Consider the following 26190-nt stretch of genomic DNA (forward strand, 5'->3'; position numbering starts at 1 on the left):
TTGCAATCGCCCGCTCTTCGGTCCACCGTGAAGGTCGCCTCGTTGCTGGCAGGGATCGTGATGGCCTGCGCTGCCTGTTCCGGCCCGCCGGCATCGTCGCCCAGCGAATCCATGGCCACCAGTTTGCCCGCCATCGATCGCTCTGCCGGCGCCGGGGCCAAAGCGTCCCTCAACGAAGTGAGCGGTGAGGTGCTCCTTCCCATGAGTGCCTACTGGTACTCGGACCGTGAGAACGTGATCGTAAATTCGGCGGTCGCTTTCCTCATCTACGACTGCGTGGAAGAAGCCGGGTTTACGGTGGCGCCGTGGGGCGGCGGAGGCAAGACCCTGCAGGACTACAGGTTTGGTCAATGGTCCCGTCCATTGGCAGCCAGGAACGGCGCCATGCCGGAGATACGCGAAGTACCAGGGGTGCTGGACGAGCAACCGGAGCGCCCGCCCCTGAGCGCCAGGCAGCAGGAGGAAGAAGTGAAGTGCACCAACTCCGTGGGGCGGGCAGGCTTGCCCGAACTCCTGGAGGGGCTGGCCGGAGACACATCCCTCCAACACCGGATCACCGGTAACGCCGTGGCGCTGACGGAGCGCGATTCCGACTACCTTGCCTACCGGAAGAGCTGGGAGGACTGTGTGGCCGGCAAGGGCCTGAAGGTCGCGGAGGCGGGTTCATGGAATCTGTCATCGAGCGGCTCCAAGGAAGACGAGATTCGAGTCGCCTTGCTGGACCTTGAATGTAAGGAGGCCAGCGGCGGGGCCAGGAAACCCTATGACATTCTCGCGGAATACCAGGCAGCACAGATGAAGGACCATCAGGCCGAGCTCAACGCCCTGGCAGAAGAGAAGATGGCCGCCGTGGAGCGGGCCAAGCAAATACTGCGGGACCATGGCGTGGCTGATGCAAGACTCTGAGTCAATCCTGATTCGACGCGGCATGCGGCGTGTTCCGCGCTGGTGGCTGATGCCTGTCGCCGTGTCCATTGTCATTGCAGGTTTGGGCGTCACCTATTGGGCGGGGGCTGCCAGCACGGCCGGGATGGAGCCAGGGCCACCCGTGCCCGAGGTGGTTCCTGTTTCGGCCACGGTGGAGCGCCGTGTGGTGGCCAAACAGGTGGTTCTTTCGGGAAAAGTCATAGCAGGAGCCCAGTCCGCACTGCAGGCAAGCCCGGCCGAAGGTGTTGACAGGCTGGTGGTGACGGCGGTGGCCAAAGAAGCTGGGAGCGTCGTGGTGCCCGGTGAACTGCTGGCGGTCGTTTCCGGCAGGCCCCTGCTGATACTGCCCAGCAGTGTGCCGTTGTACCGTGACATTATCCATGGGGAGTCGGGACCTGACGTCATCGCCCTCCAGACGGCACTGGCGATGTTTGGGTATGCATGCACCACAACAGGAACCTTTGACCTGGATACCCAGCAGGCATTGGGATCCTGGTACGGGTCCGCAGGGTTCAAGGCGCCCACAGCGCCCGCTCAACTCCCCCAGGGGGACGCCGACAAGGCGGCACGAAAGCCTGCCGGGTCCGACATCATGTTCCGTTGGCGGGAATTCGTGCAGGTCCCCGGCGACTCCGGGACAATTGCATCCGTAGCTGGCCCGGGGGCCCTGCTGGCTGAGGATGGAATCGTAGCCCGCATAAGAGTTGCCGACGATTCGATTGTTGCGCGGGCCGACGTTGTCCAGTCCGAGAGTTTTGCGGTGGGTGCGCCCGTCACGGTCAGGGTCGGCTCAACGGTTCTGGACACCACTGTGGCGAAGATCAGCGGCTTCCTGGAGGGGGACCCAAGCAAAAATGAAATCCCTGGAAGAGACATCACGGTGGCAATTCCCCCAGGGTCACCGGGATTCGCGGCGGACCAATCAGTCACCGTAACTGCAGGCAGCGAAACTGCAGAGTCCCTCGCCGTTCCCCTGATAGCGATTCGCCAGGATCGTGGGACACCGTACGTCTTGATTGAAGGGAGCCACGAGCCCCGCCGCCTTGAAGTGAAGGTCACCGCACAGGCGGATGGTTGGGCGGCGATCGCTGACGTGGATGGTCTGGTTGTTGGGGAACGGGTGAAACTCCAATGAGCGCACCGGCTTCCACGCACGAATCTGCAGGGTCTGCTCACCCCCTGCCTGTCCTTAGCCTGCGGGGCGTAAACCGGGGGTTTCCCGGAACGAAGGCACTGGTGGACGTGGATCTCGACATTCACGAGGGGGAGTTTGTCGCCATAGTCGGTCCCTCCGGTTCGGGAAAGTCCACGCTCCTCAATGTCCTGGGCCTTCTGGACAGACCCACGTCAGGTACATATCGCATCAGAGGTACGGACGTCGCCGAGTTCGACGAGAGGCAGCGGGAAGATCGGCGGGCCGAAGTTTTTGGCTTCGTCTTCCAGGAATCACATATGGTGGGCCGGGACGCCGCGGCCCGCAATGCTGTGTTGGGGCTACGTGCACGGGGCATCGGGTTTGTGGTTCAGAAACAACTGGTCATGCCTGTTCTTGACAAGTTTGGGCTTGGGCATAGGGCAGCAACCCCGGCGTCACTCTTGTCCGGGGGAGAGCGACAACGCCTTGCCATCGCCAGGGCAGTGATCGGAGCACCCAAGGTAGTCCTCGCGGACGAGCCCACAGGCAGCTTGGACACAGAGAATGGCAACATCGTCATCCGCCATCTGCGGGGGCTCAGTGATGCCGGCACCACGGTGGCCATGGTGACCCACGATCCGGACATTGCGGCAACCGCAGACCGGATCATCACGATGCGCGATGGAGCGATCGTCACGGACACAGGCCACAGCAGGGGAGCCGATCCCGTTCCAGCAACATCAGCTGCAGGTCCGGAAAGCACTCAACGCGCCTTCGTTCGGCGCCGGCGCCACGAGGCCATTGATGTTGTTGCCGACGCGCTGTCTGCGCTGACGGTTCGTCCCGCCAAGGCCCTTTTGCTGATCATGGCATTCCTCCTTGGCAGTGGAGGATTGGTTGCGGCCATCGGACTCAGCCAGAGCGCCTCTGTCAAGGTATCCGCCCGGATTGACGCAGCCTCGAGCGACGAAGTCAGGGTGACCCGAGCGGCTGGTTATGCATCATGGGAAGCCGTCAAAAGCGATCTCAAGGCATCCGAGGGACTGAACGGCGTGCACGATGCCGGAGTCATCGCCGAACTCTCATCCTCCGTGGTGCAGCCATCAACATTCCGGCCTGCGTCCTTTCCCGAACAACCCGCTTTCAACGGAGCCGTCCGGATTATCGACTCAGCTTACCTGCGGGTCCAAGGGGCTACCGTCTCCTATGGTGACGCCGCCTTGCTGGACCACTCATTCGGAGGGCCCGTCGCCGTTCTGGGTCAGGATGCCGCCCTACAGCTGGGAATCGCAAGGCCCGGTCCCGGCGTCGTGGTGTGGTTGTATGGCCAGGCGGTCCCGGTGGTGGGAATCGTTGAAGACCCGGGACGTGACCCGGTACTGCCGTCAGCGGTGATGGTGGGTGCGGGGTCTTACACTTTGACCAGCAACGTGGCAGCCAGCCTGGTCCTTCGGACGAGTCCAGGGATGCCGGCAGCTATTGCAGAGGCACTGCCAAAAGCACTTAATCCTGCTGAACCCGGGATCGTGGAAGTACAAACGGTGGCCGACCTCCGGGAACTCAAACAAGGGATTGATACGGACCTCGGCCGGCTGGTGGCCATTGTCTCCGTCATCCTGCTCGCCATGGCCGTCCTCAGCGCCGGAACCACCATGTACCTGGGCGTGCTGGCGCGATCAAGCGAGATTGCACTGCGACTGGCCTTGGGCATGCGACGAGGAATGCTGGCGTCGATGTTCCTCACCGAGGGCGCCGCAGTGGGAGCCTTGGGCGGGGCAGCAGGCGCAGCAGCCGGAATGGGCGCAGTCCTGGCCTACGCGGCCAGTGAAGGCTGGGTGGCAGTAATTCCTTGGTACGCGTCCATGTGGGGCCTGGGGGCAGGACTCGTCAGCGGCACCCTGTCTGCCGTATACCCGGCGATTCTGGCCATGCGGTCAAACCCCGCGCACCTGATCCGGGCGTAGGAGCGGCGGAGGAAATCTGCTAGCCGACCGGGCTGTGCTTCGAAAGGTCGGCCGCATTGGTAGCGGCACTCATGAGGACGGCTGCCCCGAACATGTGCGCACCGACCAGGAGAGCCGGAATTCCGTTGTAGTACTGGGTGAAGCCGATGACAGCCTGCAGCAGTGTCACGCCGAGCAGCAGGTATGCCGCTGTCCGGAACGGACCGTTGATCTTGTGGCGGACCACCAAGTACACCGCGAACAGCGTTCCGGCCGTGATCAGGTAAGCGGGGACGGCGTGGATGTGGGAGAAGAGGTCCCAGTCGAGGTCGTTCCGGGGTGCGTCAGCGTCTCCAGCATGAGGCCCGGCACCAGTAACCACGACACCCAGCATCACCGACACTGCTGAGAAAACAGCAACGGCCAGCATCACAGGGCGAGCCAAGGCCGGCAGCGCGGGCAGGATCCGGTTCATATGGCCACCGGTACGACCATAGGCCCGGTTGACAAGCAGCGTGGCGAAGACCACCAAAGCCATGGAGACCAGGAAGTGCAGGCCCACCACCCATGGGTTGAGGCCGGACAAAACAGTGATGCCGCCGATAATTGCCTGGGCCGGGATGCTTGCCAGCAGGCCCAGGGCAAGGATGAACAGGTCGCGGCGTTCTTTGCGGAGGTTCCACAAGTACACCAGCATGAGCGCGGCAACGGCTGCGAGGGCGAAGGTCAGCAGGCGGTTCCCGAATTCGATGAACCCGTGGATGCCCATTTCCGGTGTATTGACCAGCGAGTCATTGGTGCATCGCGGCCACGTGGGGCAGCCCAGCCCGGAAGCGGTAAGGCGGACGGCACCTCCGGTCACCACGAGGACCGTCTGCCCAATGAGTGACAACAAAGCCAGCCGGCGGACGGCCTTATTTACCTCGGTAGGCAGCTTGGACGTGAACCGCTGAACGGTTTTGGGGAGGCGCGATGCCGTGCTCACAGTTTTCTCACTTCTCAGTTCTGCATTGTTGTTGGTGCCCGTTGGATTAGTTCCACTTGAACCAGCGTATGGCCGCGGCGCCGGCAAGTACCGTCCACAGCAAAAGGACAAGGACCGCCGGGAATGGAACGGCGCCCATCAGGAAAGCGTCGCGGAGCGCCTGGCCAAGGGCGCCCGACGGAAGGAAGTGGACGATGCCCTGGAGCAGGCCGGGAAGTCGTTCGGACGGGACCACGATGCCGCCCAACGCACCCAACAGGATCCACAGCAGATTGGTGATGGCCAGCGTTGCTTCCGGGCGGACCGTGCCCGCTACCAGCAGTCCCAGGGCGGTGAAGGCGGCGGCACCGAGAACCAGCAGTCCGAGCCCGGGGAGCCAAGCCTCGGGCCGGGGCTGCCACCCCAACAAGGCGGCAATGGCGCCCACCACCACTACCTGCAGGAATAGAACCACCAGCACGGCAAGGATCTTGCCGGCAATGAGTCCACCCCTGCCCAAGGGTGTGGTGGACAGGAACCGGAGGACTCCATAGCGGCGGTCGAAGCCGGTGGCAATACCTTGCCCGGTGAAGGCCGTCGACATCGCGCACAGAGCGAGGATGCCCGGCGTGGCTACGTCCACACGTGATCCCCCCAGGCCATCCAGGAGGGGCGTCACTACCAGTCCCACCAAAGCCATCAAGGGCAGGACGATGGCAAGGATCAGCTGTTCGCCGTTCCGCAGCATGGTGATGGTCTCATAGCGTCCCTGCAGCATGATGCGGCGCGGCAGGGATGCGGGTCCCGCGTTGGGGGAGAGGAGCTTGCTCATCGGAGGTCCCTTCCTGAAATGTCCAGGAACACGTCTTCGAGGCTGCGGGCTTCCAGCCGAAGTGAGGCGGGCATGATGTTCCGTTCCGCCCACCAGGCAGTCAGCGCTGCAAGGTCTTTCGGTGTGATCGCACCCGTGATGGAGTAGCTTCCCGAGCGTGTCTCGGTCAGTTGAAGTCCCGGGCCCAGTGCGCCGGCAAAGTCGAGTCCGCCCGGAGCATCGAAGTAGAGCGTCCGGTCCGTGATGGGAGAATCCGTGGCGTCGTCATGTCGAAGGAGTTCCGCAACCGTTCCCTCCACCACATTGTGGCCGCCGTCGATGATGTAGACGTAGTCGGCCAGACGCTCGGCGTCGTCCATCAGGTGCGTGGTCAGGACAATTCCCATGCCGGCGTCCCGAAGTTCGGCGATCAGGTCGAAAACCATCTGGCGCGATTGCGGATCCAGCCCCGCACTGGGCTCATCGAGGAACAGGATCTCCGGGTTTCCCACCAAGGCTGCCGCCAGGGCGAGGCGTTGTTTTTGGCCGCCGGAAAGCCGACGGACGCTGGTCCTGCTGAACTGGCCGATTCCCAACCGTTCCACCAGCGCGTCAACATCCATGGGGTTTTGGTACATACCGGCCACGTGCCGCAACAGCGGGATGGGACGGGCCGACGGCGGCAGCCCGCCGTCCTGGAGCATGACGCCCACGCGGGACCTCAAGTCGGCGCCGGCCGCATCGGGGTCCGCGCCGAGGAGCGAGATACTCCCGCCGGTCCGCTTTTGCAGGCCTTGCGCACATTCAAGGGTGGTGGTCTTGCCGGCTCCATTGGCGCCGAGGAGGGCGGTCACCTGGCCGCGCTCCGCAACCAGGGACAGTCCGCTGACCACCCGGACCATTTTGCCGTCAAGGGAGGCGAGGGGGCCTACATCCTTAATGAGTCCGTCTATGGTGAGGACAGGGGATTCGGGTGAGCGCACCAGAGTATTCTACGTGAAGTAGTACGGTCACACTTGGCGGGCGGCTGAGGTCAGTCTTGCCTTACTGGATGCATGAAACAAATTACGACATGATTGTGTTGTGTATTCCATGAGCAGTCCAACTTCCATGCCCTCACCACGGCATGCTGCAGCGGCGGGGGCATTCGCTGCCCCACATGCGCTGCCGGACGCGGATGACCGTACAAGGGACCGGGTGCTGAGCGCCGTCCTCGAAAACGGTCCGGTGAGCGCCGCTGAACTCGGCGACCTCCTCGGTTTCACGCCGGCTGCGGTCCGCCGCCACCTTGACCACTTGGAACGCAGCGGCGTCATTGAGGTCAAACGTGTGGCAAAGGCTGGTTCCGGGGCGGGACGTCCCGCGCGCCGCTACGTCCTAAGCTCCCAGGGGCAGTCCACTCTGGGCGACGACTACCTGAACATCGCCAGTTCGGCGCTCCGCCGCCTCCAGGAACTCGCCGGCGAAGAGGCAGTCCGTGAATACGCGGAGGAACGCTTCTCCGACATGGAACGGCGCTACGCCCCCGAGGTCGACGCCGCCGGAGATGACATCACCGCCCGGGCCATGGCACTCTCCAAGGCCCTGAGCCGCGACCGCTTCGTGGCGTCAGCACACTCCATTGAGGCCAAAGCCCCGTTGCCGGCTGCGCTGTCCAGCGTTCAGTTGTGCCAGGGTCATTGCCCCATCCAGCGGCTCGCCGCGGAGTTTCCCGTTTTTTGCGATACCGAGACCAAGGTCTTCTCGCGTTTGGTCGGCGTCGATGTCCGGCGCCTCTCCACACTCGCGCAGGGCGGCCATGTCTGCACCACCCACATACCTACCGGGCGCCCGGCTGCCACGGCATCCCCAGATGTCGCAGAGCAGACCGGGAACCCGTACCAGGAATCAAACAACCAGCAAGAAAGGCCGTGATGACGGACCAAATAGCAGAGAAAGCGGTAGCTGACGGCACTGTGATCTCGGAGATTCTGGAGAAGAATCCCGAACTGCACGGTATCGGAAACTACGAGTACGGCTGGGCCGACAAGAACGACGTAGGCGCAAACGCCCGTCGTGGCCTCAACGAGGAGGTCGTCCGCGACATCTCCTCGAAGAAGAACGAGCCCGAATGGATGCTCGATCTGCGGCTTAAGGGCCTGAAGTACTTCGACCGCAAGCCCATGCCTACCTGGGGTGCAGACCTCTCCGGCATTGACTTCGACAACATCAAGTACTTTGTGCGTTCCACCGAGAAGCAGGCGGCAACGTGGGAAGATCTTCCGGAAGACATCCGGAACACTTACGAGAAGCTGGGCATCCCGGAAGCTGAGCGCAGCCGCCTCGTCTCGGGCGTCGCTGCCCAGTACGAGTCCGAGGTGGTCTACCACCAGATCCGCGAGGACCTTGAAGCCCAAGGCGTCATCTTCCTGGACACTGACACCGCACTGCGCGAGCACCCGGAGATCTTCCAGGAGTACTTCGGCACCATCATTCCGGTGGGCGACAACAAGTTCGCATCGCTGAACACGGCTGTCTGGTCAGGTGGTTCCTTCGTGTACGTGCCCAAGGGTGTCCACGTGGACATTCCGCTGCAGGCCTACTTCCGTATCAACACGGAAAACATGGGCCAGTTCGAGCGCACGCTGATCATCGCCGATGAGGACTCCTACGTTCACTACATCGAGGGCTGCACGGCTCCGATCTACACCTCGGATTCCCTGCACTCGGCCGTTGTGGAGATCATCGTGAAGAAGGGCGCCCGCGTCCGCTACACGACCATTCAGAACTGGTCCACCAACGTGTACAACCTGGTCACCAAGCGCGCCATCTGCGAAGAGGGCGCCACCATGGAGTGGATCGATGGCAACATCGGTTCCAAGGTGACCATGAAGTACCCGGCCGTGTACCTTGTGGGCGAGCACGCCAAGGGTGAGACGCTGTCCATCGCCTTCGCCGGCGAGGGCCAGCACCAGGACACGGGCTCCAAGATGGTGCACATCGCACCGAATACCAAGAGTTCCATCATTTCCAAGTCCGTGGCCCGCGGCGGCGGACGTGCTGCTTACCGCGGCCTCGTCCAGGTCCGCGAAGGCGCCAAGCACTCGGCCAACACGGTCCGTTGCGATGCCCTCCTGGTGGACACCATTTCCCGCTCGGACACGTACCCGTACATCGACATCCGCGAGGATGACGTTGTCATGGGCCACGAGGCCACCGTTTCCCGCGTCAGCGAAGAGCAGCTCTTCTATCTGATGTCCCGCGGTATGCCTGAAGACGAGGCCATGGCCATGATCGTGCGCGGCTTCATTGAGCCGATCGCCCGTGAACTGCCCATGGAATACGCCCTTGAGCTGAACCGCTTGATTGAACTGCAGATGGAAGGGTCCGTCGGTTAACAATGACTGATATCACTACTGAAAAGGCGCGCATCGGCGCGCCCTCGGCCCAGCCGTTTATCAACGGCTTCACCGAGGAAGGCGAGAACCTTTCGCCCGTGAACACCGGAACGAACACCAGCACGACGTCGGAGCAGCCTTCCGCTGGTCCGCTGGCCGGCGCTTCGGCCAAGAGCCACTCGCATGGTGGCGGCGTAGGCATCCCGGACAGCTCCCGTGCAGGCCGCCTCACCTCCTACAAGCTGGCAGACTTCAAGCCCCTGAACGGACTTGAAGAAGACTGGCGCTTCACTCCGCTGAAGCGGCTTCGCGGCCTTCACACCGACGTCCTCAACGGCGCAGCCCCGGCTGTCAGCGTCACCGCACCCGCCGGCGTCGTTGTTGAAACCGTTGGTCGCGATGACCAGCGCATCGGCCAGGCAGCCATCCCGGAAGACCTTGTGTCCGCCAACGCCTGGGAGAACTTCGCCGAGGCCACGGTCATCACCGTGCCCGCCGAGCTGCAGGCCGAGAGTGAAATTTCGGTCCTGATCACCGGTGCGGGCGAGGCACCATCCGCCCAGCACATCGTGATTGTGGCAGAACGCTTCTCCAAGGGTGTCGTAGTCCTGGACCACCAGGGCACCGCGGTTGTCTCCGAGAACGTGGAAATCATCGTTGAAGACGGTGCTGAACTGACCGTTGTCTCCTTGCAGGAATGGGCAGACAACGCTGTCCACGCGTCATCGCAGCAGGCAAAGATCGGCCGCGACGCCAAGTTCAAGCACATCGTGGTCAGCCTTGGCGGCGACCTCGTTCGCGTCACGCCGTCCACGCGCTTCACGGCTCCCGGTGCCGACGTCGAGATGTTCGGCCTGTACTTCGCCGATGCCGGACAGCACCTTGAGCAGCGCCTCTTCGTTGACCACGCAGTGGCCAACTGCAAGTCGCGCGTTCTCTACAAGGGTGCGCTCCAGGGCCGCAATGCCCACAGCGTGTGGGTCGGCGACGTCCTGATCCGCAAGGAAGCAGAGGGCACGGACACCTACGAGGCCAACCGCAACCTGGTCCTCACGGACGGTGCCCGCGCCGACTCCGTACCCAACCTCGAAATCGAAACCGGCTTGATCGAGGGTGCTGGCCACGCCAGTGCCACCGGCCGGTTCGACGACGAACACCTGTTCTACCTCATGGCCCGCGGCATCCCCGAGAAGGTTGCCCGCCGCCTGGTGGTCCGAGGCTTCCTCAACGAGATCATCCAGCAGATCAAGGTCCCGGCAATCGAAGATCGCCTGACCGCAGCTGTTGAGCGCGAACTCGCCGCGACCGACAACTAAGACAGGCCAGGCAGAGCAACAATGAGTGAAGAAACCAAGGGCGAACTGGTATGCAACGCCAATGACATCCAGGTCAAGCAGGCGCTGCGCGTCCTGATCGATGACTACCCCGTAGCCATCGTCAAGGACTCGATGGGCGAGATCCACGCCATCGCCGATACTTGCTCGCACGCGGACATCTCTTTGTCCGAGGGTGAGGTTGAAGGCTGCGCGATCGAGTGCTGGGGCCACGGGTCCCAGTTTGACCTCCGCAGCGGACAGCCGCTCCAGCTGCCTGCTTATGACCCCGTCCCTGTTTTCGCCGTCACCATCGACGGAGACGACGTGTATGTGGACGTGACCAACGTTGTGAACGGCGCCTCGGTAGATCACTACTGAGCGCCCAGTACCGCCAGACTTACGAACGGAAAGAAAGAAGAGCATGTCAACTCTTGAAATCAAGGACCTGCACGTCAGCATCGAGACGGAGCAGGGCACCAAGGAGATCCTGAAGGGCGTCAGCCTCACCATTAAGACCGGTGAGACGCACGCCATCATGGGCCCCAACGGCTCGGGCAAGTCCACTCTCGCCTCCACGATCGCCGGACACCCGCGCTACAACGTCACCAGCGGCACCATCACGCTGGATGGCGAAAATGTGTTGGAAATGAGTGTCGACGAGCGCGCCCGCGCAGGCGTCTTCCTGGCCATGCAGTACCCGGTAGAGGTTCCCGGAGTCACCATGACCAACTTCCTGCGGACCGCCAAGACCGCAATCGACGGCGAAGCACCGGCCCTGCGCACGTGGACCAAGGACGTCAAGGCTGCCATGCAGCAGCTCCGTATCGACGCCGACTTCGCACAGCGCAATGTCAACGAGGGCTTCTCCGGTGGTGAGAAGAAGCGTGTTGAGATCCTTCAGCTCGAACTCTTCAAGCCGAAGTTCGCCATCCTTGACGAGACCGATTCCGGTCTTGACGTTGACGCCTTGAAAGTTGTCTCTGAGGGTGTTAACCGCGCTCATGAAGAGGGCAACATGGGCACCCTGCTCATCACGCACTACACCCGCATCCTGCGGTACATCAAGCCGGACTTCGTTCACGTGTTCGTTGACGGCAAGGTTGTCGAAGAGGGCGGCCCCGAGCTCGCCGACCGTCTTGAAGACGAGGGCTACGACCGCTACGCCCCAGGCGCCGGCGTTGCCGTTGCTCCTGCCGTACAGGCCTAGTTAGGATCGTTTCATGACCGAAATCAACACGGCGCGCACCAGCCTCGAGGACGTCGAGGAAGCGCTCAAGGACGTCATTGACCCCGAACTCGGGGTCAACATTGTGGACTTGGGCCTTCTTTACGGACTGAAGTACTCCGACGACGACGGCGCCCTCCTGATCGACATGACGTTGACCACTGCGGCCTGCCCGCTGACGGACGTGCTTGAAGAGCAGGTAGGCAAGTCCCTTGACGGCGTGGTTGATGATTGGCGCCTGAACTGGGTATGGATGCCGCCATGGGGTCCCGAGCGGATCACCGATGACGGCAAGGACCAGATGCGGGCCCTCGGCTTCAACATCTGATCAGCAGTCTCCGCTCGCTTCCTGCGGGCAAAAGGAAGGGTTCCGGGCCATCGGCCTGGAACCCTTCCTTTGTCGTTTGCCCGCTGCACTAAGGCGTGGGTACCCCAAACGTGTCGCATTTGTTGATGTCGCCCGTGGTGTATCCCTGATAGAACCACTTTTGCCGCTGCTCACTGGAGCCGTGAGTCCATGACTCAGGGGAGACGCGCCCTGTAGCCGCCTCCTGGATGCGGTCATCGCCGACCGCGGAAGCAGCGGAGAGCGCATCCTGCAGATCCTGCTCGGTCAGGGGATCAAGGAAGGGCCTGCCGCTGGCATCCGTTTGCGTCGTTGCATGCCTGACCCACAAACCCGCATAGCAGTCAGCCTGCAGTTCCACCCTGACGGCACCCGACTGCGGGCCCTGGGGATCCTGCTGTGCCTGATCCAGGTTTCCGAGGACATTCTGGACATGGTGTCCGAACTCGTGGGCCACTACATACTCCTGCGCCAGCGGTCCTCCGGAGGACCCAAAGCGGGTCACCAGTTCGTCGAAAAAGCCAGGGTCAAAATACGCGGTGGTGTCTGCAGGGCAATAGAACGGACCCACAGCGCTGGTGGCTGCACCACAGCCGGTGTTGGTGGCCGCACTGAAGATGACGGTCTTGGGGCGCGGATACTGGACGTTGTAGTCGGCCAGGTAGTCAGGCCAGAAAGCGTTCAGGCTGTTCACCGTTCCAGTGATGCGGCAATCCAGTCGTTTGTCCGCGTCGGCTCCGGTCTGGCATTCCTGGACACCTCCGGCGCCGCCACTTTCGACGGCGGGCGGCTGGGTTCCGCTGCCTGTCAGGTCGCCCAGGATGTTGGGGTTTATACCGAAGAGTGCCAGCAGCAGGACCACGATCCCGCCGCCAATGCCACCGCCGATCTTGGTCCCGCGGCCCATACCACTGCCACGTCGGTCCTCCACCTGGGAGGGGTCAAGCTGTGCGCCGTCATTGAAACTCATACAGTCAGAATAGACGTCACTATTGGTGCCCGGCGCCTGACACTGCCGTAAAATCGTGAGGATGCCTTTCCTGGACAAACTTCAGCTCTGGGCCGAAGAGCGCCCCCACGACACCGCGGTCGTTGTGGGCAGCAGCCGGCTCACCTGGGCGGAACTCCGTGACGCCGCAGCAGCGCTGCTGGACGACGCGAACGCCACTGCTGTTCTTGCCGAGCCAAACTCCGTTCGCTTTGTGGAGCGCTACACGGCGGCGGTGGCCGGGGAGCGGAGCTGCGCCGTGCTCGACCCCGAGTGGCCGGTTCCGATGATCGAAGAAGTCTCGGCGCGCATCGGCGGGACCATCAGGCCAGTCGAGACCGGGTTGTTGGACGGGGACCCGTCCAGTACGTTCCTCATCGGCCTGACGTCGGGCACTACCTCCGTCCCCAAAGCCTTCACCAGGTCCCGCCGGTCCTGGCAAGTGTCCTTCGAGGCATCCATCGAGTTCTTCGGCCTCTCACAGGACGACCGGACACTGGCGCCGGGCCCTCTGTCAGCCAGCCTTAATCTGTACGCGCTCTCGGAGTGCCTGTACGCGGGTGCCGCGTTTCACACGCTCGAATCCTTCGACGTGGGAGACGCCCACGCTGCCATCAGCCACGACGGCATCACCCGCTTGGTCCTCGCACCCACCGCGCTGCGATTGCTCAGCGAACGGGGACTGGCAGGAGACGTGGACGCCTCAGGCATCCGGAGCATCATCTGTGCTGGTTCCAAGCTGGACGGCCGAACCTTGGAGGCGGCCCGGCGGTGGGCGCCCCGGGCGGCCATCTACGAGTACTACGGCGCTTCCGAACTAAGCTTTGTTTCGGGCACCCGCCTGGCTGCCGGGGAACCAATGGACGCCGGTGGTACCGGCATTGGCTCGCCTTTCCCGGGCGTTGAACTGAGCATCCTCGACGACGACGGCAAGCCACTGCCGGACGGCGGCCACGGAAACATCAGCGTTCGCAGCGGGATGGTCAGCAATGGCTACCTGTGGGGAGACGATGGCCAAGCCCTGAGGTGCCTCGACGGTTGGTACACCGTAGGAGATCAGGGTTTCCTGGAGAAGGGCACCCTCCACATCCTGGGCCGCAGGTCAGACATGATCATTACCTCGGGAAAGAACGTCTACCCGCATGAGGTGGAGCTTGCCGTCGCCTCCGTACCCGGCGTGGACAGTGTTGTTGCGGCCGGGGCGCCCGACGATGTCCGCGGCCAGAAGGTGATCGCCGGCGTTGTGCCTGCCTGCGGTGCGGTCACTGCCACCCAGCTCCGAACGGGACTGGATGGTTTGCTGGCACGGGACAAATGGCCTCTTCAGTACTACTTGTTGGCGGAGTTGCCCCTGACCGACCGGGGCAAGGTCAGCAGAAAAGTTCTCCTGGACTGGATCAAGAACCATGACCCCAGGGCGCAGCTTCTTGGATAGCGGCTACGACTCCGCCAGAGAAGCCGACGAGTCCCGCCTGCCGGTGATCATCGCTGCGCTTCGGTCTCCAATTTGTCGCGCCAACGGCCAACTGAAGCATCTCCGTGCCCCGGACCTCGCGGCACCTGTCCTGGCCGCCCTGGTGGAAACAACAGGTATGGACCCGGCGGACGTTGACGACGTCATCTTGGGCAACGCCGTCGGCGGCGGCGGGAACGTGGCGCGCTTCGCGGCGCTCCAGGCGGGCCTGCCCATCACCGTTCCCGGGATTACCGTTGACCGGCAATGCGGTTCGGGCCTGGACGCCATTTCACTGGCGTCCCGCCTGGTGGCGGCGGGCGGTGATCCGCTGTTCCTGGCGGGCGGCGTTGAAAGCATCAGTACCGCCCCGGCAAGGGCCAACAGGAACGACGACGGCGAACTCGACTTCTACTCCAGGGCCAGCTTTGTGCCACCACAGTTTGGCGACCCTGACATGGGCGTTGCCGCCGAGAACGTTGCCCGCGCGTTTGGCGTTACACGTGAGCGCCAGGATGACTACGCCCTCCGGAGCCATCGTCGCGCCGTTGAAGCGGCCAGGACAGGCGGCTTCTCTGCGGAGATCGTTCCCCTGCGATGCAGCGAAAAATTGGTGGATTGCGACGACGGCCCCCGTGCCGCCCTCCGGGCGCCGTTGATGGCCAGGTTCCCTGCGGCATTCGTGCCCGGCGGAACGGTTACGGCAGCGAACTCTTGCTTCGACGCGGACGCAGCATCCGCCGTCGTCATCACGTCACTGAAACGTGCCCGCACCATGGGGGCCGCCGACGGATTGATGGTGCTGGGGTGCGACACCACCGGGGTTGATCCGCAGTTTCCCGGTATCGGTGCGGCGCATGCGGCAGGACGTCTCCTGGACAGCCACGCTGTAGACGCAAGTGACATTCACCTTGTGGAATTCAACGAGGCCTTCGCATCCCAAACCATTGCCTGCCTGGAGTACGTGGGCATCGATCCGGCGAGAGCCAACCTCCAGGGCGGCGCCTTGGCACTGGGGCACGGTTATGGTGCCTCCGGGGCTGTCCTGGTGACCCGTTTGCTGGCCCAGGCACGCAGCATGGATACCGTCAAAGGACAGCGCCCACTGGTGTTGGCCATGATCAGCAGCGCAGGCGGCATGGGAACCGCAGCGCTCCTGCGGTACTCAAGGCTCTAGTTTCTGCCCTGGTCAGTCCCTTTCGCCCAATCCGCGGGCTGCCAGGGCATCACCGGTTTGCCGGGCATACGCCACAGTGGTGATGAAGACCGGAAGAACCAGCGCCCGGGGATTGCGTTCAAGCCCGCGTGCCCGTGCAGAGTCCCTTACGTCCGAGAAGGCGCCGGCGATAAAGGGAATGCTCCTGAGCATCACTGCGATGGTCAAAGCAAAGCGCTCAGGGTCGGCCCCGAAGCGCCGGAAGGGCTTTGCCAGTGCCACCACACCATCCAACAAATCCTGCACGGGGGTGGTGGCTGTCAACACTGAAGCTGCCACCACACACACCAGCACGTTCAACACGATGCGGGCAGCGGTTGGCGCGCCGAGTTGCCACCACTGGAAGAGGCCGATGACCAAGAGGATGGGCATCACCATCCAGATAGCCCGCACGAGGCGACGCAACCCGGCGCCGGTCAGCATGAACAACCCACACATGACGGCAAAAATCGCCAGCGACACGGCCCAGTCGACAATGAGGAACGACGCCGCTCCACAGGCCGCCACCACCACAAATTTCAGCCACAGGGGAGTGCGGTGGATGATCGAGTTGCCGCGGACATGGTTGGCGAGCAGGAAACCATGTCCTCTCACCTGGGCACGTCACCCAAGCGGGCACTGGGCAGGGGAGTTGCGCACAGCGCACGGTAATGGGCAACGCCTTCGGCAGCACCGCCGTCGAACACGATGCGTCCGGACTCCACCACCAGGACCCTGTCCATGTCGAGCGCAAGGTCCAGATCATGGGTGGACATGATCACCTGTTGGTCCAGGCCGGCGACGGTACGCCGCAGGAGTTCACGGTTCCTTAGGTCCAGCAGCGTCGACGGTTCGTCAAGGACCAGCACGGTGGGATCGACGGCCAGGACTGCGGCCAAGGCCAGCAACTGCCGTTCACCACCGGACAGTTCGTAGATGCTCTGATCGGCCAGGTGCAGCAGGCCGAATCGATCCAGGACTGTTTCTGCCCGGGCCGCCCGCTCCTTGGAGTTCTTGATGGAACGGCGCAAGGAAAGCTCAACGTCTTCGCGCCCTGTGGGCATCACCAGTTGCGACAAAGGATCGGTGAAAACAAAACCCACGTTGCCCCGGACGCGGCGCACGGCGCCAACAGTGTTGTCACCGTGGACCACTACGCTGCCCTGGGTCGGCGCAACCAAGCCATTCACAAGCCGCAGCAGAGTGGACTTCCCGGATCCGTTGGCACCGATCACTCCGATCCGGCGTTCGGTCAGGTCAAGGGAAAAATCGTGCAGCAAAGTCTTGGGCGTGTCGCTGCCATCGACGGCGACACGCACCGCGACCCTACTGAAACTGATGGAATTCATGGCGTGGTTGGTCCCGCTTTACTTGACCCGACGCACCAGGACGTCCGGGAAGGCTTTATGGATTGCCGTGGCGATGATCACGGCCAGGACGTTCTTAAGGATATCGCCGGGAACAAAAGGAAGGTCGGCGAGGAAGGCCTTGGCGAAGTCCAGCTTGGCGTTGACCATCATGCCCACAACACCCAACCCATGGATGATGACGATGCTGCTCACCATGGTGGCGGCGAACAACCAGAGGGCCCTGGACTTAACGGTCCGACGGATGACTATGGCCGCCAGGTAGCCGGTGGCTGCTGCGGCCAAGGGAAACGCAATGATGTAACCGGCGGAGGGAGTCGCCAGGATACCCAATCCGCTGCGGCCGCCGCTGAAGATCGGCAGCCCCGCCAAACCCAGCAGTACATAGAGACCGACGGCGGCGAACCCGCGCCCGGCGCCGAGCACCAGACCGCTGAGCATCACCGTCAGGGTCACCAGGGTGATGGGAACGCCCAGGGCGCCTACCGGGATGCCGGGAACGATCGCGGAGGCTGCCACGAGGGCTGCGAAAACCGCGATGAGACCGAGATCGGTGGCAGTCCACCGTTGACGGGTCGTTGGTTTGTGCTGCACCGTGGCAGCGTTTGTCTGGCTCATGGCGGGTCCAATCAGGTGTAATGCGATGCGATGAATGCGGAGCGTTCTCCCCTGTTCTCGAGAATACGGATGGCGCGGACACAGGATTTTAGAGCCTTCCCACAAAGCCGGCCAGGAATTGTTTGGCCGTTGGCACAGTTTCCGCTTGCGGGGCCCGTTGTCACCCCGCGGCCGGGGTACCGGTAGACTTGGACAGGCTGTTCTCATAGCCGCACCCCGCCGCACTTATCGGACCCACCGGTCCCCGCGAGCGTTCCCCATTGAAAGGCATCACCCGAATTGATTACCGTCCAGGACCTCGAACTCCGCGCCGGCGCACGCCTGCTCATGGACCAGGTCAACTTCAGGGTGGACAAAGGGGACAAGATTGGACTCGTCGGACGCAACGGTGCCGGCAAGACCACCCTCACCCGGGTCCTCGCCGGCGAAGGCCTTCCGGCAGGCGGCAAGGTCACCCGTACCGGTGAAATCGGCTACCTTCCCCAGGACCCGCGGACCCCGGACATGGAGCAGCTCGCCCGCGACCGCATCCTCTCCGCGCGCGGCTTGGACGTGGTGGTGGGCAAGCTCAAAAAGGCTCACGACGACATGGCCAGCGACGACGCAGCCGTCCAGCGCAAAGCCATGAACCGCTACGACCGTCTGGAAGCTGAATTCCTGGCCGGTGGCGGCTACGCTGCCGAAGCTGAAGCCGCCGCGATCTCCTCCAACCTCGCACTGCCGGACCGTCTCCTCAACCAGCCGCTGAAGACCCTTTCCGGCGGCCAGCGCCGCCGCGTCGAATTGGCGCGCATCCTGTACTCCGACGCCGAGACCTTGCTCCTCGACGAACCCACCAACCACCTCGATGCCGACTCCATCACGTGGCTGCGCGACTTCCTGAAGAACCACCAGGGTGGACTGATCGTGATCAGCCACGACACCGAACTGCTGGAAGCAACGGTCAACAAGGTCTACCTGCTGGACGCCAACCGCGCCCAGATCGATTACTACAACATGGACTGGAAGCGCTACCTGCTCCAGCGCGAAACGGACGAGCGCGCCAGGAAGCGCGAACGTGCCAACGCTGAAAAGAAGGCCCAGGTCCTGATTGACCAGGCCAACAAGATGCGGGCCAAGGCCACCAAGGCTGTCGCCGCCCAGAACATGGCCAAGCGTGCTGAGCGGCTCCTGAGCGGCCTGGAGGCTGTACGGGAGAACGACCGCGTGGCCGCACTGCGGTTCCCGGATCCCTCACCCTGCGGCAAGACTCCCCTCACCGCGGAGGGTCTCAGCAAGTCTTACGGTTCGCTGGAAATCTTCACGGATGTGGACCTCGCCATCGACCGCGGATCCAAGGTAGTCATCCTGGGTCTCAACGGTGCCGGCAAGACCACCCTGCTGCGCATGCTGGCTGGCGTCGACAAGCCGGATACGGGCGACATCATTCCCGGTCATGGTCTCAAAGTGGGCTATTACGCCCAGGAACATGAGACGCTCGACGTCGACCGCACCGTCCTGGAAAACATGCGGTCATCCGCGCCGGACATGAAAGATGCTGAAGTCCGCGGCATCCTGGGTTCGTTCCTCTTCTCCGGTGACGACGTCGACAAGCCGGCTGGGGTTCTCTCCGGTGGTGAGAAGACCCGCTTGGCCCTCGCAACCATCGTGGCTTCCAGCGCCAACGTCCTCCTCCTCGATGAACCCACCAACAACCTGGACCCCGCCAGCCGTGCGGAAATCCTGGGTGCACTCAAGAACTACAGCGGCGCCGTCGTCATGGTCAGCCACGACGAAGGCGCTGTGTCCGCGTTGAACCCCGAACGTGTGGTGTTGCTCCCGGATGGCGTGGAGGATCACTGGAACGAGGACTACCTGGACCTGATCACGCTGGCGTAAGCCTCGCTGGGCCGTCCGCGGCGTGTGTTGCGTTCCGCTGCGCGGCGCGCCTGATCTGCCGCGTGCTGCCTAGCGGACTTGCAATGGTTCGGCGGCGGTGATGCGCGCCAGCTCTTCGTAGCTGATGGAGAACATGGAGTTGTGGTCTCCGGCTCCGGCCCAGAGCAGCGGGTGTTCCTGCAGGGACGTGTCCAGAATAGTGCGGAGTTTCTCCGGGTGGCCCACTGGGGCTACGCCTCCGACCTGCTGGCCGGTGTGTTCCAGGACGAAGTCCGGCGTTGCGCGCCGGATCTTTCCACTTCCCAGCTGATCTGCCACCAACGCTGTATCTACCCTTGCCGCGCCGCTGGCAAGGATGAGCAGGGGTGACCCGTCGAGCTCGAAGATCAGGCTGTTGGTGATCGCGGCGACCCCGCACCCCAGGACAGACGCAGCTGCGGCCGCCGTCGGAACCTCGTCCTCGAAGACTTGCACCGTGTCCGCAACACCGGCGGCAGTCAGGGCTGATTTTACGTTCAGTACAGGATCCGGAATCATTCAGTACCCTTGGGCGTCCAGGATGGCGTCTTCCTCTTCTTCGGACGTAGCGCGCTTGTTCTTCCGGGGAGCCGGACTACGCTTCTTCGGCGTGCCACCAGCAGCGATGATGTGCTCGTCCTCTTCCTCTTCGGCGTCAATGGCCGCGTTGCGGGCCTGTTGCCGCGCTGCGTAGCCGAACCCGATAAACATCAGGACACCAAAGGCAAACCACTGCAGGGAGTAGGAGAGGTGCGTCCCCTCCTCGGTAGCCGGTTTAGGGAAGGGCGTCGGCATCGGCTGTACTGCAGGATCTTCACTGGCCAGCTGCCCATAGGCCCCGGTGGCGATGGGGTAGGGGAGCTCGCTGGCGAAACCCGCCAGGTCAATGGAGGCCAACTGCCCGTCCACCGCTCCGCGGTCCAACTTGGGTTCAGCAGGCTTGAGGCGCGCCACCACCGTCACCTGACCCGCTGGTGGGGCCGGTATAACGTCGGGACGGCCGGGAGTGTTGTTGCCGATGGGCAGCCAACCACGGTCAATGACCACCGCTTCGCCGGTGGTAAGCCGGAAGGGAACCACGACGTCGTAACCTGGCTGCCCGTTCAGCGGGCGGTTTCGGACAACCCGCTGGCCCTCCACGTCGTAGCTGCCGCGCAGCTGGACCTGGGTCCATTCCTTTTCGGGATCCAGGGAATTGAACTGGTCCTTGATTTCTGTGTAAGGGACAGGCGTGGCCGAGTAGTTGCTCACCACGCGATTGATTTCGGCCAAAGTCTCGGCGCGGCGGTCCATCTGCCAGCGGCCCAGGAAAACACACGCTGTGGCAAAAATGACAGCCAGGACAAAGTACCCCAGCCACTTGCTGGAGAAGAGGAAGCGGTACATTCAGCCGGCCTCGTTCACTGCAGCTTCGCCGGCCGTGAAGGCAATCGTTTCTTTCCAGAGTCCCCGGGTGGTCAGATACTCCTCCAACCACTCCCGATGGTCTCCGCAGGAAAGCCACACTTTGCGCCGTTCCGGAGTGTGGATACGCGGGTTGTTCCACAGGAGTTGCCACTGGGCACCGGACCGGCACCCCTTCCGGGAGCACACAGCCGGAGCCGTGGCACGTTCGGAGTCCTGGCCGGCCGTACCTGGGCCACCGAGGTTGAAGATGTTCATGAAGCCGCCCGTTCGTCGCCGGGGTGTCCGGCCTCGCTTGCAGGTCCCCTCGAAGGGCCGCCTGGATTGCTTGTTGGTTCGTCGTCCACCAGCTCGCCCTGGAGCACCGTGGGTCCATCCGCGGTGGCTTCTTCCGGCTGGGAGGAGCGCTCGATTTCAGGGACAGCCACGTAGTCCAACAACGACTCGCTGTGGTCCTCAGCTTTGTCATTGCCGTTGGCGATGACAACCGCGATCCAAGGGAGGAAAACAGCACCTGCGATCGCAATGATCTTGAACCATCCATCAACCACGAAAATGAGGACGATGCAGACCATACGGATACCCATGGCCACCGCATACTTGATCATGCGCTCACGCATGTCCTCGGAATGGGCAGCGGCGGCATCCGTGATGCTGTGGACCTCGGGGTCGCCGGAAAAAGCGCCCGGTTCCCCGGGCACTTGCTGCAGGGGACTGTTTTCTCGTGTCACAACTGAATCATCACGCTCCAAAGGCCTCTCCCAATTCTCTCACCAAGGCCGTAACGGCCCAAACCGCGCAGGCTGAGGGTTACCCACGGGTTGGGATGGGCGACGGATAAGATCGACACAGGAAAATCCCCCTTTAATGCGGCACTTCGATGCCGCGGAACCTGGAGCCACAGCATGTCTGAAGCAGTCACAACCGGCCGCAGCGTCTTGATCACCGGCGGCAACCGCGGCATTGGCCTGGCCATTGCCGAATCGTTCCTCGCCAACGGCGACAAGGTGGCAGTGACCTACCGGAGTGAAACACAACTGCCTGAAGGCATCCTGGGCGTTCGGGCAGACGTCACGGACGAGGCCTCCGTTGACGCTGCGTTCAAAATCGTCGAGGAAGCCCATGGACCTGTTGAAGTCCTGGTTGCCAATGCCGGCATCACGAAGGACACGCTCCTGCTCCGCATGAGCGAAGACGACTTCACGTCGGTCCTCGACACCAACCTCACCGGCGCATTCCGTGTGATCAAGCGGGCATCCAAGGGAATGATCCGGCTCCGGAAGGGCCGTGTAGTCCTCATCTCTTCCGTCTCCGGCCTCTACGGAGCACCCGGCCAGATCAACTATTCCGCGTCCAAGGCCGGCATGGTGGGCATTGCACGTTCACTGACCCGCGAGCTCGGCAGCCGGGGTATCACCGCCAACGTGGTGGCGCCAGGTTTCATCAACACCGACATGACGGCTGAACTGCCCGAGGACACCCAGAAGGCCTACCTGGCCAACGTCCCGGCAGGTCGCTTTGCCGAGGCCTCCGAAGTGGCTGACGTAGTGCGCTGGGTTGCCAGTGACGAAGCTGCGTACATCTCAGGGGCCGTGATCCCGGTGGATGGTGGTCTGGGTATGGGCCACTAGCCTCAAACGCGGTTTTTGTCCGGGGCCCACAAGCGATTTCGTCCTTACCGCTGGCATGATGGAAGGCGAGGCCACGGAATTTGGATGAAGTGAACAAAAGGAGCATGAATGGGAACGCTGGATAACAAGACCGCCATCGTCACGGGATCTTCCCGCGGAATTGGCGCCGAAGTTGCCAAGATCCTCGCGGGCGAGGGTGCCGCCGTCGTCGTTAATTACCGGCAGAAGGCGCCCCGCGCCAACAAGGTAATGGCGGGCATCCAGGAAGCAGGCGGCCGCGCGGCTGCCGTGGGCGCTGACCTGACCACCGATGAAGGCGTGCACGCCCTTGCCAGCAAAGCCATGGAGGAGTTCGGATCCCTTGACGTCTTGGTGCTGAACGCGTCAGGCGGCATGGAATCGGGCATGGAAGAGGGTTACGCCCTCAAACTGAACCGTGATGCCCAGGTCAATATGCTCAACGCAGCCGTTCCGCTCATGCCTGAGGGTTCACGCGTCGTTTTCGTGACCAGCCACCAGGCGCATTTTGTGGAGACTGTTCCCACCATGCCGGAGTACGAGCCCGTCGCGAAGAGCAAGCGCGCCGGTGAGGACGCACTGCGTGAACTGATTCCCCACCTCGCGGACAAGGGCATCTCGCTGGTGGTGGTCTCCGGTGACATGATCGAGGGCACAGTGACTGCGACCCTGCTGGATCGCTCCAACCCTGGAGCCATCGAAGCGCGCCGCGCCGAGGCCGGCAAGCTTTACTCCGTGGAGGAATTCGCTGCCGAGGTTGCGAAGATGGTCACCGCGGACGTCGAATCCGGACACACGGAATACGTTGGCGGAGCCGATTACTTCGGCAAGACTGCCGAGTAGCAAATACCACCACAGCTGCGGCCCGGGACCTGTTCCCGGGCCACAGCTGTTTAACGCCACAGCAGCGCAATAGTCACCCACGCTTTGAAGTATCATTTTGGTAAATTATCTGGATTTTCGCGTCACGAAATGCGACTAGTCGTTTCGAATAAATGGCTTTGCTTTATAAGAATTCTTCTGGTTGACTCTCCAAGGCAGCCTCGCACGTAGTTGTCAGCACGTTGCGTAAACCACAATGAGAGGGTTTATGCATGCCTTAGGAGCTTCTTTGGACCTGTTATTAGATGCTGATGATATTCACGCGTCGTATGATCAACGGCGCATCCTCAAAGGTGTGGGGCTTTCGTTGCATCGCGGCGAGATCCTGGGGTTGATTGGGACCAACGGCGCCGGCAAGACCACCCTGATGGGCGTCCTGGCCGGTTCCGTCAAGCACGACCATGGACGGATCACCCTGGCGGGTGAAAAATACATGCCGGATTCCATCGCAGAAGCGCAGGCTTGCGGAGTGGGGCATATTCCCCAGAACTTCCACATAGACCCGGAACTGACGATCACCGAAGCCATCTTTCGCGGAACCTTCCAGTCGGGCCGGCCACACGCGGAACTCCGCGATCAAGCGGGCAAGCTCATCCGGGACATCGGTATCACCATGGACCCCGACGCGAGGGTCGGAACGCTGATTCGAGCCGAGCAGGCCTTGGTGGAGGTACTCCGGATGGTGGCCGAGGAAGCCCAACTGGTGATCATGGACGAAGTGGCCGCGTCACTTCCGGACCACGATGTCGCGGTTTTGCATCAGGTCCTAAGAATGCTCACACGGCAGGGCCGGGCCATCATCTACATCACCCACCGCCTTGATGAGGTCCGTTCCATAGCCCACCGCATTGCTGTTATGCGCGACGGTAAGGTGCACAAGATCGTGGAGGCCGGCAAGACCGACGTCGACGAACTTGCCTTCCTCCTGCTGCAGCAGGAACTGGAGCGGATTTCCCGGCCCTCCGGCCCTGCGGCCGGGGAAGAGGCCTTGCGGATCTCCCACCTCAGCGTGGAGGAGAAAGTCCGTGATGCGAGCTTCAGTGTGGCCAAAGGCGAAATTTTCGGACTGGCAGGAACCCACAGATCGGGCGTCTATCAACTGATATCAGCCCTGGCGGGTATCCGCCCCTGCACGTCGGGAGAGATCTACGTGAGCGGAACCCACGTCCAAATCCGCGGGCCCCAGGACGCGCAGCGGTTGAAGATCGGTTACTCGCCGGATGCGGCCTTTACCCTTGGTCCTGGGACGAGCATTGCGGAAGGGCTTCATCAGGGCGCCGGGGCGGGCGCTGAAAACCTTCGGGATGAGATCACCCACCTGAGGAATGTGGCTGACGTTGTGCACCGCATGCGCATCAACACCACAAACATCCAGGGCGCCCTCTCCACTTTGTCCGGCGGCGACCGCCAGAAGGTGGAACTGGCCCGATGGATCTCCAGCGACTGTGACGTCCTGATTCTCAGTCATCCCAGCCGCGGGATTGACGTTGGAGCCAAAGAGGTTGTGTACAAGATGTTGACGCAGCTCAGCAAGACTGGTGTCGCCATCATTCTCCTGTCCTCAGACCTCTCGGAGATGGTCAACTGGTGCCACCGGATTGGTGTCATGCGGGACGGGGAACTTGTCACCATTGAGGCCAACGCCAATACCAATGAGGATGTTTTGGTGCACCATATGCTGGGCGTCAAGTTCGAATCGGGGGGCAGCGCGGCCCGCCGCGCGAAAGTCTGACGCTTCCTGAAACACCGACGAATGAATGGGGGGCGGCTGCGATATTCGCAGCCGCCCCCACGGTTAGCACCGGAGATCAGATGGCGATGGCCTTGGCGATGTTATTGAGCTTGTGCCGTGCCAGCGCCAGGTTGGCATAGGTCCGGTCCAGCACGAGGTAGACAAAGAGCCCCTTGGACCCCGCCGAGTTCAGGACATTGATGAGGTGGTACTGCGAATCCAGGGTGATGAGGACGTCCTCGATGGAGCTGTCCAGTCCAAGGTCGGCCATGGTTCGGAGCTTGGAGCTGACAACATTGGAGTTTCCGGCAGCAGCGACGCCCAGATCGAAGCCTGGGTTGCCGCCCTGCGCCAGCGCCATTCCGCTGGTGTAGTCAAAAATGGCCGCACCCGTGGCGCCTTCTATGGCGAGCAGTTCTTTCGTAGCTTCGTCAAGTGAGCTCATGATCAGTTCTTCCTGTTCTGTGGTTTCATCACTGGCAGCCATGAAATAGACGGACGGAACTTCCTGGTAGGCGGGCGCGCCGGGGCCGGAATCCCATTGGTTGGGAGCCATCCCCGTTGCCACCGCGTCAGGGTGCCGCTCGCGAATGATCTCGTGGAGCGGTGTTGGAAGGGGTTTAAATCCTTCGCTGCGTTTCCACCATTTCCACGTACGCTCCGAACGGTTCACTTACTGACCCTGCACTTCCGTCATTCAGACTGCCGTATGTTCTACGGATTTCTTCGTCGAGTTTTTCACTCTACACATGAATTACGGGGATAACGGAAAGAGCGTTCATTTCCATCGAACCCTTGGCAAAGAATGTGCTATTAATGACGATTTGATAAACAGTCAGAATAATCGCGTCACGAAATACACATTGTTGTTTCACGCGACAGACAACCAGGGAGTGCAGATGAGGCATCACTTATTTTTGGGCGCGCTGAAGCGGACTGCAGCAAAGTGCAGCTGGCCGCGG

Annotated in this window: 27 protein-coding genes; 15 read left to right on the plus strand and 12 right to left on the minus strand. The window is 62.4% G+C overall.

Translation table 11 applies throughout. The features are described 5' to 3' along the window. The 3 genes from ABQM86_RS10740 (at position 1) to ABQM86_RS10750 (ending at position 4026) form a co-directional block, all read left to right on the plus strand. Positions 1 to 906 carry a hypothetical protein gene (locus ABQM86_RS10740; RefSeq protein WP_369746593.1) on the plus strand — a complete coding sequence of 302 codons (906 nt, stop codon included), beginning with the start codon at positions 1 to 3 and terminating at the stop codon, positions 904 to 906. Beyond that, positions 893 to 2062 carry a hypothetical protein gene (locus tag ABQM86_RS10745; protein WP_369746594.1) on the plus strand — a complete coding sequence of 390 codons (1170 nt, stop codon included), beginning with the start codon at positions 893 to 895 and terminating at the stop codon, positions 2060 to 2062. Before ABQM86_RS10740 ends, ABQM86_RS10745 begins: the two co-directional genes overlap by 14 nt. Positions 2063 to 2169: 107 nt before the next feature. Next, entirely contained in the window at positions 2170 to 4026 is a 1857-nt protein-coding gene (locus ABQM86_RS10750; protein ID WP_280627936.1) for an ABC transporter ATP-binding protein/permease, read from the plus strand. A gap of 19 nt (positions 4027 to 4045) precedes the next feature. Here the strand turns inward: ABQM86_RS10750 and ABQM86_RS10755 are convergent, their stop codons facing one another. From ABQM86_RS10755 to ABQM86_RS10765, 3 genes are read right to left on the minus strand one after another with little or no spacing between them, the layout of a single operon-like run. Further along, positions 4046 to 4990 (minus strand): heme A synthase, encoded by a 945-nt coding sequence (locus ABQM86_RS10755; protein WP_369746595.1) that lies wholly within the window; start codon positions 4988 to 4990, stop codon positions 4046 to 4048. A 46-nt stretch (positions 4991 to 5036) separates the two neighbouring features. Further along, entirely contained in the window at positions 5037 to 5801 is a 765-nt protein-coding gene (locus ABQM86_RS10760; protein WP_207593524.1) for an ABC transporter permease, read from the minus strand. After that, entirely contained in the window at positions 5798 to 6763 is a 966-nt protein-coding gene (locus ABQM86_RS10765; RefSeq protein WP_369746596.1) for an ABC transporter ATP-binding protein, read from the minus strand. Before ABQM86_RS10765 ends, ABQM86_RS10760 begins: the two co-directional genes overlap by 4 nt. Before the next feature lie 109 nt (positions 6764 to 6872). On the opposite strand from ABQM86_RS10765, the gene ABQM86_RS10770 reads away from it, so the two are divergent. The 6 genes from ABQM86_RS10770 to ABQM86_RS10795 are packed head-to-tail and all read left to right on the plus strand — an operon-like array spanning position 6873 to position 12026. Continuing rightward, complete coding sequence (locus ABQM86_RS10770; protein ID WP_207593526.1) at positions 6873 to 7694, plus strand: metalloregulator ArsR/SmtB family transcription factor; 822 nt, start codon at positions 6873 to 6875, stop codon at positions 7692 to 7694. Then, entirely contained in the window at positions 7694 to 9157 is a 1464-nt protein-coding gene (gene sufB, locus ABQM86_RS10775) for a Fe-S cluster assembly protein SufB (protein WP_011774792.1), read from the plus strand. Before ABQM86_RS10770 ends, sufB begins: the two co-directional genes overlap by 1 nt. Positions 9158 to 9159: 2 nt before the next feature. Continuing rightward, positions 9160 to 10473, plus strand: coding sequence for a Fe-S cluster assembly protein SufD (gene sufD / locus ABQM86_RS10780; RefSeq protein WP_369746597.1), 1314 nt, complete (start codon positions 9160 to 9162; stop codon positions 10471 to 10473). Positions 10474 to 10494: 21 nt separating this feature from the next. Continuing rightward, a complete protein-coding gene (locus ABQM86_RS10785) occupies positions 10495 to 10851 on the plus strand; it encodes a non-heme iron oxygenase ferredoxin subunit (protein ID WP_089595076.1) in 357 nt (118 codons plus the stop codon). A gap of 43 nt (positions 10852 to 10894) precedes the next feature. Beyond that, positions 10895 to 11680 carry a Fe-S cluster assembly ATPase SufC gene (sufC, locus tag ABQM86_RS10790; protein ID WP_089595077.1) on the plus strand — a complete coding sequence of 262 codons (786 nt, stop codon included), beginning with the start codon at positions 10895 to 10897 and terminating at the stop codon, positions 11678 to 11680. A gap of 13 nt (positions 11681 to 11693) precedes the next feature. After that, entirely contained in the window at positions 11694 to 12026 is a 333-nt protein-coding gene (locus ABQM86_RS10795; protein ID WP_089595078.1) for a metal-sulfur cluster assembly factor, read from the plus strand. Between the two features lie 88 nt (positions 12027 to 12114). On the opposite strand, the gene ABQM86_RS10800 is transcribed toward ABQM86_RS10795, so the two are convergent. Beyond that, positions 12115 to 13014 carry a neutral zinc metallopeptidase gene (locus tag ABQM86_RS10800; protein ID WP_207593528.1) on the minus strand — a complete coding sequence of 300 codons (900 nt, stop codon included), beginning with the start codon at positions 13012 to 13014 and terminating at the stop codon, positions 12115 to 12117. A gap of 61 nt (positions 13015 to 13075) precedes the next feature. On the opposite strand from ABQM86_RS10800, the gene ABQM86_RS10805 reads away from it, so the two are divergent. Continuing rightward, positions 13076 to 14467 carry a class I adenylate-forming enzyme family protein gene (locus tag ABQM86_RS10805; RefSeq protein WP_207593529.1) on the plus strand — a complete coding sequence of 464 codons (1392 nt, stop codon included), beginning with the start codon at positions 13076 to 13078 and terminating at the stop codon, positions 14465 to 14467. Further along, positions 14439 to 15662 carry a thiolase family protein gene (locus tag ABQM86_RS10810; protein WP_369746598.1) on the plus strand — a complete coding sequence of 408 codons (1224 nt, stop codon included), beginning with the start codon at positions 14439 to 14441 and terminating at the stop codon, positions 15660 to 15662. Before ABQM86_RS10805 ends, ABQM86_RS10810 begins: the two co-directional genes overlap by 29 nt. Before the next feature lie 12 nt (positions 15663 to 15674). Here the strand turns inward: ABQM86_RS10810 and ABQM86_RS10815 are convergent, their stop codons facing one another. From ABQM86_RS10815 to ABQM86_RS10825, 3 genes are read right to left on the minus strand one after another with little or no spacing between them, the layout of a single operon-like run. Then, complete coding sequence (locus tag ABQM86_RS10815; RefSeq protein ID WP_369746599.1) at positions 15675 to 16295, minus strand: energy-coupling factor transporter transmembrane protein EcfT; 621 nt, start codon at positions 16293 to 16295, stop codon at positions 15675 to 15677. Continuing rightward, positions 16292 to 17029 carry an energy-coupling factor ABC transporter ATP-binding protein gene (locus tag ABQM86_RS10820; RefSeq protein ID WP_369746600.1) on the minus strand — a complete coding sequence of 246 codons (738 nt, stop codon included), beginning with the start codon at positions 17027 to 17029 and terminating at the stop codon, positions 16292 to 16294. Before ABQM86_RS10820 ends, ABQM86_RS10815 begins: the two co-directional genes overlap by 4 nt. An 18-nt stretch (positions 17030 to 17047) precedes the next feature. After that, positions 17048 to 17665 (minus strand): biotin transporter BioY, encoded by a 618-nt coding sequence (locus ABQM86_RS10825; RefSeq protein ID WP_369746601.1) that lies wholly within the window; start codon positions 17663 to 17665, stop codon positions 17048 to 17050. A 279-nt stretch (positions 17666 to 17944) separates the two neighbouring features. Here ABQM86_RS10825 and ABQM86_RS10830 point away from each other — a divergent pair, with 279 nt between their 5' ends. Continuing rightward, positions 17945 to 19543 (plus strand): ABC-F family ATP-binding cassette domain-containing protein, encoded by a 1599-nt coding sequence (locus ABQM86_RS10830; protein ID WP_207593534.1) that lies wholly within the window; start codon positions 17945 to 17947, stop codon positions 19541 to 19543. Positions 19544 to 19612: 69 nt separating this feature from the next. Here ABQM86_RS10830 and ABQM86_RS10835 read toward each other — a convergent pair whose 3' ends face one another. The 4 genes from ABQM86_RS10835 to ABQM86_RS10850 are packed head-to-tail and all read right to left on the minus strand — an operon-like array spanning position 19613 to position 21717. Beyond that, positions 19613 to 20080 (minus strand): YbaK/EbsC family protein, encoded by a 468-nt coding sequence (locus tag ABQM86_RS10835; RefSeq protein WP_369746602.1) that lies wholly within the window; start codon positions 20078 to 20080, stop codon positions 19613 to 19615. Continuing rightward, on the minus strand, positions 20081 to 20947 hold the full coding sequence (locus ABQM86_RS10840; protein ID WP_207593536.1) for an SURF1 family protein: 867 nt from the start codon (positions 20945 to 20947) through the stop codon (positions 20081 to 20083). It lies immediately after the preceding gene. Next, positions 20948 to 21223 carry a hypothetical protein gene (locus tag ABQM86_RS10845; RefSeq protein WP_369746603.1) on the minus strand — a complete coding sequence of 92 codons (276 nt, stop codon included), beginning with the start codon at positions 21221 to 21223 and terminating at the stop codon, positions 20948 to 20950. After that, positions 21220 to 21717, minus strand: coding sequence for a DUF3099 domain-containing protein (locus ABQM86_RS10850; protein WP_280627943.1), 498 nt, complete (start codon positions 21715 to 21717; stop codon positions 21220 to 21222). Before ABQM86_RS10850 ends, ABQM86_RS10845 begins: the two co-directional genes overlap by 4 nt. 153 nt (positions 21718 to 21870) lie before the next feature. Between ABQM86_RS10850 and fabG the strand changes: the two genes are divergently transcribed. The 3 genes from fabG (at position 21871) to ABQM86_RS10865 (ending at position 25228) form a co-directional block, all read left to right on the plus strand. Then, complete coding sequence (fabG, locus tag ABQM86_RS10855) at positions 21871 to 22596, plus strand: 3-oxoacyl-ACP reductase FabG (RefSeq protein WP_207593539.1); 726 nt, start codon at positions 21871 to 21873, stop codon at positions 22594 to 22596. A gap of 108 nt (positions 22597 to 22704) precedes the next feature. Further along, the gene (locus ABQM86_RS10860) at positions 22705 to 23457 is read left to right on the plus strand and encodes an SDR family oxidoreductase (protein ID WP_369746604.1); all 753 of its coding nucleotides are present in this window, start codon (positions 22705 to 22707) and stop codon (positions 23455 to 23457) included. Between the two features lie 334 nt (positions 23458 to 23791). Next, on the plus strand, positions 23792 to 25228 hold the full coding sequence (locus tag ABQM86_RS10865; RefSeq protein ID WP_369746605.1) for an ATP-binding cassette domain-containing protein: 1437 nt from the start codon (positions 23792 to 23794) through the stop codon (positions 25226 to 25228). 76 nt (positions 25229 to 25304) lie between these two features. Here the strand turns inward: ABQM86_RS10865 and ABQM86_RS10870 are convergent, their stop codons facing one another. After that, positions 25305 to 25901: a hypothetical protein gene (locus tag ABQM86_RS10870; RefSeq protein WP_369746606.1), complete on the minus strand. Its 597-nt coding sequence runs from the start codon at positions 25899 to 25901 to the stop codon at positions 25305 to 25307. Positions 25902 to 26190: the final 289 nt, after the last annotated feature.

The organism is Paenarthrobacter sp. AMU7 (assembly GCF_041200195.1).
GTDB lineage: Bacteria > Actinomycetota > Actinomycetes > Actinomycetales > Micrococcaceae > Arthrobacter.

What these genes read in the sequence shown, in the direction of transcription:
- ABQM86_RS10745 (WP_369746594.1), top strand. Translation starts at nt 893, where the DNA reads ATGCAAGACTCTGAGTCAATCCTGATTCGACGCGGCATGCGGCGTGTT.
- ABQM86_RS10760 (WP_207593524.1), bottom strand. Translation starts at nt 5,801, where the DNA reads ATGAGCAAGCTCCTCTCCCCCAACGCGGGACCCGCATCCCTGCCGCGC.
- ABQM86_RS10770 (WP_207593526.1), top strand. Translation starts at nt 6,873, where the DNA reads ATGAGCAGTCCAACTTCCATGCCCTCACCACGGCATGCTGCAGCGGCG.
- sufB (WP_011774792.1), top strand. Translation starts at nt 7,694, where the DNA reads ATGACGGACCAAATAGCAGAGAAAGCGGTAGCTGACGGCACTGTGATC.
- sufD (WP_369746597.1), top strand. Translation starts at nt 9,160, where the DNA reads ATGACTGATATCACTACTGAAAAGGCGCGCATCGGCGCGCCCTCGGCC.
- ABQM86_RS10785 (WP_089595076.1), top strand. Translation starts at nt 10,495, where the DNA reads ATGAGTGAAGAAACCAAGGGCGAACTGGTATGCAACGCCAATGACATC.
- sufC (WP_089595077.1), top strand. Translation starts at nt 10,895, where the DNA reads ATGTCAACTCTTGAAATCAAGGACCTGCACGTCAGCATCGAGACGGAG.
- ABQM86_RS10795 (WP_089595078.1), top strand. Translation starts at nt 11,694, where the DNA reads ATGACCGAAATCAACACGGCGCGCACCAGCCTCGAGGACGTCGAGGAA.
- ABQM86_RS10800 (WP_207593528.1), bottom strand. Translation starts at nt 13,014, where the DNA reads ATGAGTTTCAATGACGGCGCACAGCTTGACCCCTCCCAGGTGGAGGAC.
- ABQM86_RS10805 (WP_207593529.1), top strand. Translation starts at nt 13,076, where the DNA reads ATGCCTTTCCTGGACAAACTTCAGCTCTGGGCCGAAGAGCGCCCCCAC.
- ABQM86_RS10810 (WP_369746598.1), top strand. Translation starts at nt 14,439, where the DNA reads ATGACCCCAGGGCGCAGCTTCTTGGATAGCGGCTACGACTCCGCCAGA.
- ABQM86_RS10820 (WP_369746600.1), bottom strand. Translation starts at nt 17,029, where the DNA reads ATGAATTCCATCAGTTTCAGTAGGGTCGCGGTGCGTGTCGCCGTCGAT.
- ABQM86_RS10825 (WP_369746601.1), bottom strand. Translation starts at nt 17,665, where the DNA reads ATGAGCCAGACAAACGCTGCCACGGTGCAGCACAAACCAACGACCCGT.
- ABQM86_RS10835 (WP_369746602.1), bottom strand. Translation starts at nt 20,080, where the DNA reads ATGATTCCGGATCCTGTACTGAACGTAAAATCAGCCCTGACTGCCGCC.
- ABQM86_RS10840 (WP_207593536.1), bottom strand. Translation starts at nt 20,947, where the DNA reads ATGTACCGCTTCCTCTTCTCCAGCAAGTGGCTGGGGTACTTTGTCCTG.
- ABQM86_RS10845 (WP_369746603.1), bottom strand. Translation starts at nt 21,223, where the DNA reads ATGAACATCTTCAACCTCGGTGGCCCAGGTACGGCCGGCCAGGACTCC.
- fabG (WP_207593539.1), top strand. Translation starts at nt 21,871, where the DNA reads ATGTCTGAAGCAGTCACAACCGGCCGCAGCGTCTTGATCACCGGCGGC.
- ABQM86_RS10860 (WP_369746604.1), top strand. Translation starts at nt 22,705, where the DNA reads ATGGGAACGCTGGATAACAAGACCGCCATCGTCACGGGATCTTCCCGC.